The organism is Streptomyces viridochromogenes (assembly GCF_001270495.1).
In the GTDB taxonomy this organism is placed as follows: domain Bacteria; phylum Actinomycetota; class Actinomycetes; order Streptomycetales; family Streptomycetaceae; genus Streptomyces; species Streptomyces viridochromogenes_A.
Genome location: NZ_LGUR01000032.1, coordinates 1 through 8,382 on the forward strand (window position 1 = coordinate 1; position 8,382 = coordinate 8,382).

Below are 8,382 nucleotides of genomic sequence, written 5' to 3' on the forward strand. Positions count from 1 at the left end.
GTCCCATCCCCAGGGGCTCCGCCCCTTCAACCCCACCAGGGGGCTCCGCCCCCTGGACCCCCATCGGCCCTGAAGGGGCCTCGTCCTCAAACGCCGGACGGGCTGGAGAATCCGGACCGGCGCCCAAAGGCGACCGCCAGCCGCCCCGAGACGAAGCCGACTGCGGGTGGGTGGCGGTCCTAGGCCTCAAACGCCGGACCGGCTGAAGAAGCCCACACCGGCGCCCAAAGGCGACCACCGACCGCCCTGAGGCGAAGCCAACTGCAGGTGGGCGGGGGCTGGGGACGGCAGTCCTCGGCCTCAAACGCCGGACCGGCTGAAGAAGCCCACACCGGCGCCCAAAAGCAACGACCGACCACCCTGAGGCGAAGCCAACTGCAGGTGGGCGGGGGGGTAGGGACGGCAGTCCCCGTCCTCAAACGCCAGACCGGCCGAAGATGCCCGAACCCGCCGCGGAAGCGCCCGCCGACGGCGCGAGGTGAAGCCCGTTGGGCGGAGGATGGGCTCGCAGACGCCGGCGGCGCGGATGAGGAATGGCGCGCAGCCCCACCGCCCCGCAGTCGCGTACGGCGGCGAGGGGACGTGTCGGGGGGTGTCCGCCCGCAGAGTCCGGTGTCAAGAAACGGCACCTCCTGGCAGTACGCCAGCCACCGGACCGAGGACGGACACCCCCGGCACGGCCCCGACCCACAACCCACCCGCAGGCGCTACACGCACCCCCACCCAACCCGCACAGGCGCCGCAGGCATGCCGTGGCGCGCACCCCCAAGAGCCGTCAGCGCGTGCTCGCGAAGTGGTCTGCCACCAACGTGCGCACCACATCCACATTCCCGGCGATCAGCGCGTCCAGCAGCGCCGTGTGTTCCGCCGCGTCCGCGAGAAGGTCCACGTGGCAGCGGCCCGACGGGCGGGCGGGGGTCTCCAGCGGCCACTGGGCGCGGCGGTGGAGGTCGTCGGCGATCTGAACGAGTTGTTCGTTGCCGCAGAGGGAGAGCACAGCCCGGTGGAAGGTACGGTCCGTCTCCGCGTAGGTCGCCCGGCAGCCGGTCGACGCCGCGCGGGCCGTCGCCTCGGCCAACGGCCGTAGCTCCGCCCAGCGTTCGGCGGGAACCGTACGGGCCAGCCGCAGCATCACCGGGACTTCGATGAGCGCCCGGACCTCGGCGAGTTCGGCCAGTTCCCGCGCGCCGCGTTCGACCACCCGGAACCCCCGGTTGGGGACGACCTCGACGGCACCTTCCTGCGCGAGCTGCTGCATGGCCTCACGGACCGGCGTCGCGGAGACGCCGAAGCGTTCGCCGAGCGCGGGGGCCGAGTAGACCGCCCCGGGCGCCAGCTCACCGGTGACCAGCGCGGTGCGCAGGGCGTCGAGGATCTGTCCCCGCACCGAGGCCCGCTGGACGACGGCACGCGGCCGCGGGATGGGCGGCTCGCTGTGGATGTGCTCACCACGAGCCGTCGGCGCCGGGACACCCCGGCCCGTGCCCCCGCCCCCGCCCCCGCTCCGGTCCACGTCCGCGGGCCGCGCCTGCGACGGCACCCGCGCCTCGCCGGGGCCGGCACTCACACCCGTGCCCACACCCACACCCACACCCGTTCCCCCACATGTGTCCGACACCTGCGAAATCCCCGTTCCCGCGGAGCCCTGCGCGCCCTGCTTCACGGGTCCTCCTCCGGACGTATCGGTACTTGGGGTCATTACGGCTGGTTGTTACTCGCCCGTCAAGCACCTTAGGCGCAGAACGCGACAGTTCAAATCACAGCGATCTTGGGTAAGGTAAGCCTTACCTTTGAATCCTCGCGGATCGGTGGTCCGGAATGCCTGTGCCCCCCTCGGCCCTAGCGGACGCGTACACCCGTCTCACCAAGGTCTTCCCGGGGCTCGACATCACCCAGCCGCCCGCCGGCACACCGGTCCCCCAGCACGGCGGCTGGATCACCGCCGCCGCGCTCGCCGAGGGCGACACCGGCCTCGACACCTTCCTGGCCTGGGACGACGCGCAGATACTGCGGGACTACGGACAGTCCGCACGCACGGACGTCGTCGCCAGCTTCGGCCTGCACCGGTACGCCTGGCCCGCCTGCCTGCTGATCACCGTGCCCTGGTTCCTGCTCCGCCGCGTCCCCCGCTTCCCCGTGACGCATGTCTCCTACGACCGCACGGCCCCTGGCCTCCCCATAGGCCGCCTGGCGGCCCGCCCCACCACGTTCGCCTGCCTTCCCGGCGACCCGGCCGCCACCCTGCCCGGCGCACGGGTCGTACCCGACGAGGAGGCCCTGCGCACCGAGGTGCGGGCCGCTGTCGCGGAGCACCTCGAACCCGTCCTCGCGGGCTTCGGCCCGCGCATGCGGCGGCGCGGGCGGGCACTGTGGGGCATGGCGACCGACGAGGTCGTCGAGGGCCTGTGGTACGTCGCCCACCTGTTCGGCGACGGGGAACAGGAGCGAGCGCGGCGCGAGCTGGAGCTGCTGCTGCCGGGCGCGACGAAGCCGTACGTCGGCTCGGCCGCCTTCCGTGAACTCACCGGCCCGAACGGCGAGTCCCTGCCCACCCGGGACCGGGCGAGCTGCTGCATGTTCTACACACTGCGCCCCGCGGACACCTGCCCCACCTGCCCGCGCACCTGCGACGCGGACCGGGTCACCAGGCTTCTGGCCGCCGCCAGTTGAGGCACCCTCAGGCACGGCCGAAAGCCGCCGTGCCGTAAGATCACCCGCGAGCAGGGCACCCGTCACGGTTACAGGCGTTTCACAATTTCCTCACTCCGCGCAGGAACTTTCCGTGGAACCACCCGCACGGGTAGTGTTGCTCGAACTCAACTCCCGCCCCTCAAGCGGCAGTTCGAGCAGAACGCCGCCCTGGGCATTCCCTTGCACTTCCTTGGCGGCCTCTTGCCCCGAAACCCCCTGAGGGCCAGTGAGATTGGGCCACTATGGCGGGCGTTACGCCCTATCCCAATGCAAGGGACCCCAGATGAGATTGACCGACATATCGCTGAACTGGTTGCTTCCGGGCGCCGTCCTGCTCCTGGGCCTGCTGGCGGCGATAGCGGTGCTCCGGCGCGGGAAGACCGTGGGGAAGGACGCGAGCGCGGACGACTCGTGGGAGCGCAGCGAGGAGCGCCGTAGGCGCAAGGAAGCCATCTACGGCACCGTCTCCTATGTCCTGCTGTTCTGCTGTGCGGCGGTGGCCGCGGCCCTCTCCTTCCATGGCCTGGTCGGCTTCGGTGAGCAGAACCTCGGCCTCACCAACGGCTGGCAGTACCTCGTGCCGTTCGGCCTCGACGGGGCGGCGATGTTCTGCTCCGTGCTCGCCGTCCGCGAGGCCAGCCACGGTGACGCGGCCCTCGGCTCCCGGATACTCGTGTGGACGTTCGCGTTCGCCGCGGCCTGGTTCAACTGGGTGCACGCGCCCAGGGGCATCGGCCACGACGGCGCCCCGCACTTCTTCGCCGGCATGTCCCTCTCCGCGGCGGTGCTGTTCGACCGGGCGCTGAAGCAGACCCGCCGCGCCGCCCTGCGTGAGCAGGGTCTGGTGCCGAGGCCCCTCCCGCAGATCCGCATCGTCCGCTGGCTGCGGGCCCCTCGCGAGACCTACAAGGCCTGGTCGCTGATGCTCCTGGAGGGCGTGCGCAGCCTGGACGAGGCGGTCGACGAGGTCCGCGAGGACAAGCGGCAGAAGGAAGAGACCCGGCTGCGCCGCCGCGACCAGCAGCGCATGGAGCGGGCCCAGTTGAAGGCGATCAGCCGGGGCCACCGAGGCTTCGTGGGCCGTGGCGGCCGACAGGTCGAGACGCAGGCTCTGGAGCGTGCCTCGGCCCAAGTCACCGCGGAGCCTGCCATATCCACGGCGGAGCAGCTGCCCGTACGCTCGCGTCCCTCCCTTCAGCCCGTTCGCACCGGTTCTGACCCGGTCTCCGTCGACCTCACCGCGGAGGACGACACAATGGCGCTGCCGCGGCTCGACTCCCTGGAGCGCAAGCTCAAGGATCTTGAGCAGCAGTTCGGCTGAGAACGCCTCTCATCGACGGGAAGGGGCGCGACCCGGGGCTCGGGTCGCGCCCCTTCCCGTCTTCTCGTACGGCGTCATGCGGCACTGGCGCCGAGTTCGAACCACACCGCCTTCCCCACCCCGTGCGGCTGCACACCCCAGGCGTCCGCGAGGGACTCGACCAGGACCAGACCTCTGCCGTTCGTACCGTCGTCGGCGATCGGTACGCGCAGTCTGGGCCGGCGGGCCACGAAGTCCCGTACCTCCACTCGGAGTCCGTCCGGTCCGACGGTCGCCGTCAGGACCGCCTCATGGTCGGTGTGGACGATCGCGTTGGTGACGAGCTCGCTGGTGAGCAGTTCGGCTATGTCCGATCGTCCGGGCCTCCCCCATTGCCGCAACAGGTCGCGCAGGGCCCTGCGTGCCTCCGGTACGGCCCGTAGGTCCGCCCGCCCGAGTCTGCGCCTGAGTTGAGGCTTCTGCGCGAGCTCCCCCGCACTCGCGGCCTCGTCCTCCGCTGTCTCCACAGAGGAGGCCCCGTACGCTATGGGACCGCCTCCTCGTGCCTGCCTCTTCATGACCCCCGCCCGCGTGCCGATGTCGGTTCCCCTCCTGGCTCGAACACGTTCACGGGAAGCATTTCCCAAGGCTGCGGCGCGCCAGTCATGTCGAATCGTCAACGACCAGGTGTTCGGCCATGGTTGGGGCGGCGCACGCCGGGTGCATGAAACCCGGAACGGCGCCCACCGGACGCCCGGAAGCCGCCGTGCGCGACGACCGAACCGAGTCGGTCACCGGCCGTCGGCCCGGTTTCCGGGCCGACGGCCGGCATCCGGCGAGAGGAGGCGGGGCGGTGCATCCGCTCCGGCCGCGAGCGGCCGACCAGGGCAGTCCCGCACGGCTTCGAGCCGACCCGCGCACGGGCGTCGTGACCGGAGGGGATCGGCCCGGCTGCCGATGCCCCGCTGCCGTTCCGGCCGTATGTGACGCGGGCATGGGGCAGTTGAGGGCTCGGCATCGGGGTTCCGTCGACGCGGACGCCCCGTGCCGAGCCCCGCGGCCGACGAAACTGGCCGGAACTCGCTTGTTCAGCCCTGGTTCCGCCGTGGTGAGAGCGGATGAGTGAGGGTGAGTGCGGGTGAGTGCGGGGCCGCCCGCCCGACCCCCGTCCGGGAGGGCGGCCCCGCTGGTGTGGTGGTCAGTAGAGCTTGTTGACCGCGGTGGTGGTCGTCTTCCTGAAGTCCTTCACCGGCGCGTGCGTGAAGTCGCCCATCTGCCCCCACTGCACGACGGTGACGGTGCCGCCGTCCCGGCCGACGGAGAGGAGGTGGACGTCCATGGCCCCCCACGAGGCGCGGGTCGCGAAGCCGTGGACGCGGGCGCCCTCCTCGACCGGCAGAGTGCCGTAGCTCTTGTAGTCGGCCTCGACGTCCGGGGCGGCGTCCATGCGGGCGACGCAGCGCTTGGCCTCCTTGTCGAGGCGGGTGGCGAGGGCCTTGGCCTTGGCGCTGTCACCGACGACGACGTTGAGCTGCTGGGCGTTGGTCTCCAGCTCGGTGCGGAAAGTGCGGTAGCGGGAGTCGTAGGCGAGCAGCGCCTCGCCGAAGCAGTACTGCATCTCCTCCGGGACACCGTCGGTGACCTTGTCGGCGGTCCAGTCGGAGGAGGGGTGCGGCGGGAGTTGGGACGCGGACAGGAACTTCGGCGCGGGCGCCTTCGTCGCGGCGCCGGCCGGCGCGGCGGTGAGTGCGGCACCGGCGGCGAGAGTGGCGACGGCGAGTGCGACGAGCGTGCCGGTCCGAGTGTGCTTGGACATGGGTGTACCCCCGTGAATGAGATGAGTGCGATGAGCGAGATGAGAGCGTGAACGATCGAAAGTGGTCGTCACCTATGGCGGATTGGTCCGTCCGGCCCTGGTCGGTGCGACACCAAGAGCATCAGCCGTCACAGCGGACGGCCGCAAGCTCCCACACCCGATCCGCGACGGTGGAACCATCCCAGCCCTTCTGACGTGCAGGTATATGGAGTGCCTGGGATGCCGTCCCGGGACGGTGAGGACACGGGGGAACGGTGTCTGCAGCACAGGACGACGACGTCCAGGAGTTCGCGGCGCTGCTCAGGCGTCTGAAGGACCGCACCGACCGCAGCTACGGTCAGCTGGCCCGCCGCCTGAACATGAACACCTCCACGCTGCACCGCTACTGCGCCGGTGACGCGGTCCCGCTCGACTTCGCCCCCGTGGAACGCTTCGCCGCCCTGTGCGAGGCGACGCCGGAGGAGCGGCTGGAGCTGCACCGGCGCTGGATCCTGGCGGTGGCGGCGCGCCAGCGGTCGCGTACGGCGGGTCCTGCGGCAACGGACCGCGCGGACGGGGCCCCGTCCTCTGCGGCCGCCTGTCCTCCGGCCGACTCCTCCACGGAGGCGGCCGAAGGGCCGACACCGGGCGCACCTGCCCACCGCCCCTGGTACCGCCGCCGGCGCCTCCTGGTCTCCGCGGCCGTGGCGACGGCGCTTCTCGCCACTCTCGGCAGTCTCTCCGCCCTGCCGGACGACGACCGTTCCCGAGCGAGCGACTCCGTCCAGGGCGCCGATCCGACGCGTACGCCGACGGCCGGCACTCCCGGCCCGACCTCGACCGCGTCGCCGAAGCACTCCCCCACCACGCCGACTCCCTCGGACGGCGCACCGACATCGAAGAAGCCCTCGGCGAAGCCCACGGGACCCTCCGACCGCCCCTCGGAGAAGTCCGGTGCGCAGCAGCCCCCGGCCGGCGCGCCCCTCACCTGGAGCGCCAACTCCCATGTCTGGCAGGCCGGCTGCGGCCACGACTACGTCATCACCAAGCCCTCGCAGCAGGTGCCCCCGCCGCCGCCCCCGCAGGACGCCGAGATTTGGGCGAGATCGCAGGGCGCGGTGCACGGCGGGCAGACGATGGTGGAGATCACCGTGCAGGGGCGGACGTCCACGGCCGTGGTCCTGGAGGCCTTGCGCGTGCGCGTCGCCGGCCGCGCGGCACCCGTCCAGGGCACGTCGTACGCCATGGACCACGGCTGTGGCGGAGCGCTGACGCCCCGCTACTTCGACGTCGACCTGGACAAGGACCGGCCCATCGCCCGCCCGGCCGACGGCAACGACTCGGGCACCACGATCCCGGCGATGAAGCTGCCGTACCGCGTGTCCGCCGAGGACCCGGAGGTGCTGCTGGTCGACGCGCGGACGGACGGCTGCGACTGCAACTGGTATCTCGAACTGGACTGGTCCTCGCAGGGCCGCACCGGCACGGCCCGCATCGACGACCACGGCCGCCCGTTCCGCACGACCAGCACCAAGGGCCTGCCGAACTACGCCTACGACACCTCGGCGCGTGAGTGGGCGCCGTACGAGTGAGCCGTACCGCGGCGGGCTACGCCTCCCACACCGCCGCGGCCGTACGGTCGTCGGCGTACCCCTTCACCCGGACCTGGGCGTCGGCGAGGAACTCGGCGAGCCCCGGCGGCTCCGGGTCGGACCATCGTCCGGTGAGGTGGGCGGCGAGTTCGGGTTCGCCGCGCAGGGGGTCGGCCAGGCCGCCGGTGCACATCAGGAGGGTGTCGCCCGGGCGGGCCACGGAGGCGCGGAAGCGGAAGGGCTCGCGGGGCGGCTCGGGGGCCGGGTCGTAAGGGCTCGGGGGTGTGGTGATGCCGAGGTCCATGGTGAGGCGGTCGCCCTCGGGGGTCTCGGCGGGGAGTGAGCCGAAGCCGACGACGGGCTCGCCGGTGATCTCGGTGACGCGGGGCTCGATGTCCTGCCATTCGCCGTCCCGCAGGCGGAAGAGTCCGCCCGCGCCGACGCCGAAGAAGACGCGCGTACGGCACTCCGGGTCGGCGGGGAGGAGGAGGCAGCGCAGGGTCGCCGCGTACTCCTCGGGTTCGATGCCCTGTTCCGCTGCGCTGGCGCGGAGTTTGCCGAGGCTGCGGTCGGTGAGGCGGTGCAGGCCCGACTTCAGGTCGCCGCGCCTGGCGGCCCTTATGTCCGCCGCGAGCTTCGGGTGACTGCGGCCGACGGCGCGCCCGATCCAGTGACATGCCTCGGCCGCGGCGCGGTGTGCGCCCGGGGTGGCTCGGGCGCCGGTGGCCATCGCCACCAGGATCAGCGCGTGTTCGCCGGTGCCGAAGCGGGCGGTGAGGAGGGAGTCGCGGCGGGGTTCACCCCGGTAGCGGGCGGAGTCCCCGCGCAGGGACACGGCGCGCAGGGTGCAGGCGCCGTACCGGGCGCCGTCGAGGACGGTGTCGGCGACCAGGTCGTCCAGGTCGTCGGGGTCCGCCGGCGGGAGAGCGGTGGGTGCGGCGGCGTAGGTGGGAGGGCCGTCGCCCACGTAGTCGAGGGGCCGGGGGGCGGGGATGGAGGTGGGG

Annotated in this window: 7 protein-coding genes; 3 read left to right on the forward strand and 4 right to left on the reverse strand. The window is 72.2% G+C overall.

The features are described 5' to 3' along the window. Positions 1-775 precede the first annotated feature (775 nt). Entirely contained in the window at positions 776-1,663 is an 888-nt protein-coding gene (locus tag ADK36_RS05880) for a GntR family transcriptional regulator (RefSeq protein WP_234329686.1), read from the reverse strand. Positions 1,664-1,818: 155 nt separating this feature from the next. On the opposite strand from ADK36_RS05880, the gene ADK36_RS05885 reads away from it, so the two are divergent. Then, entirely contained in the window at positions 1,819-2,670 is an 852-nt protein-coding gene (locus ADK36_RS05885) for a (2Fe-2S)-binding protein (protein ID WP_048587424.1), read from the forward strand. Between the two features lie 304 nt (positions 2,671-2,974). Beyond that, positions 2,975-4,012: a DUF2637 domain-containing protein gene (locus ADK36_RS05890; RefSeq protein ID WP_048587425.1), complete on the forward strand. Its 1,038-nt coding sequence runs from the start codon at positions 2,975-2,977 to the stop codon at positions 4,010-4,012. Positions 4,013-4,086: 74 nt separating this feature from the next. On the opposite strand, the gene ADK36_RS05895 is transcribed toward ADK36_RS05890, so the two are convergent. Both ADK36_RS05895 and ADK36_RS05900 read right to left on the reverse strand, forming a co-directional pair. After that, the gene (locus tag ADK36_RS05895; protein WP_078916824.1) at positions 4,087-4,569 is read right to left on the reverse strand and encodes an ATP-binding protein; all 483 of its coding nucleotides are present in this window, start codon (positions 4,567-4,569) and stop codon (positions 4,087-4,089) included. A gap of 620 nt (positions 4,570-5,189) precedes the next feature. Beyond that, positions 5,190-5,807 (reverse strand): hypothetical protein, encoded by a 618-nt coding sequence (locus ADK36_RS05900; protein WP_048587427.1) that lies wholly within the window; start codon positions 5,805-5,807, stop codon positions 5,190-5,192. Between the two features lie 254 nt (positions 5,808-6,061). Between ADK36_RS05900 and ADK36_RS05905 the strand changes: the two genes are divergently transcribed. After that, entirely contained in the window at positions 6,062-7,378 is a 1,317-nt protein-coding gene (locus tag ADK36_RS05905) for a transcriptional regulator (RefSeq protein WP_048587428.1), read from the forward strand. A gap of 16 nt (positions 7,379-7,394) precedes the next feature. Here the strand turns inward: ADK36_RS05905 and ADK36_RS05910 are convergent, their stop codons facing one another. Further along, entirely contained in the window at positions 7,395-8,372 is a 978-nt protein-coding gene (locus ADK36_RS05910; RefSeq protein ID WP_234329687.1) for a PP2C family serine/threonine-protein phosphatase, read from the reverse strand. Positions 8,373-8,382 lie beyond the last annotated feature (10 nt).

What these genes read in the sequence shown, in the direction of transcription:
- ADK36_RS05885 (WP_048587424.1), top strand. Translation starts at nt 1,819, where the DNA reads ATGCCTGTGCCCCCCTCGGCCCTAGCGGACGCGTACACCCGTCTCACC.
- ADK36_RS05890 (WP_048587425.1), top strand. Translation starts at nt 2,975, where the DNA reads ATGAGATTGACCGACATATCGCTGAACTGGTTGCTTCCGGGCGCCGTC.
- ADK36_RS05895 (WP_078916824.1), bottom strand. Translation starts at nt 4,569, where the DNA reads ATGAAGAGGCAGGCACGAGGAGGCGGTCCCATAGCGTACGGGGCCTCC.
- ADK36_RS05900 (WP_048587427.1), bottom strand. Translation starts at nt 5,807, where the DNA reads ATGTCCAAGCACACTCGGACCGGCACGCTCGTCGCACTCGCCGTCGCC.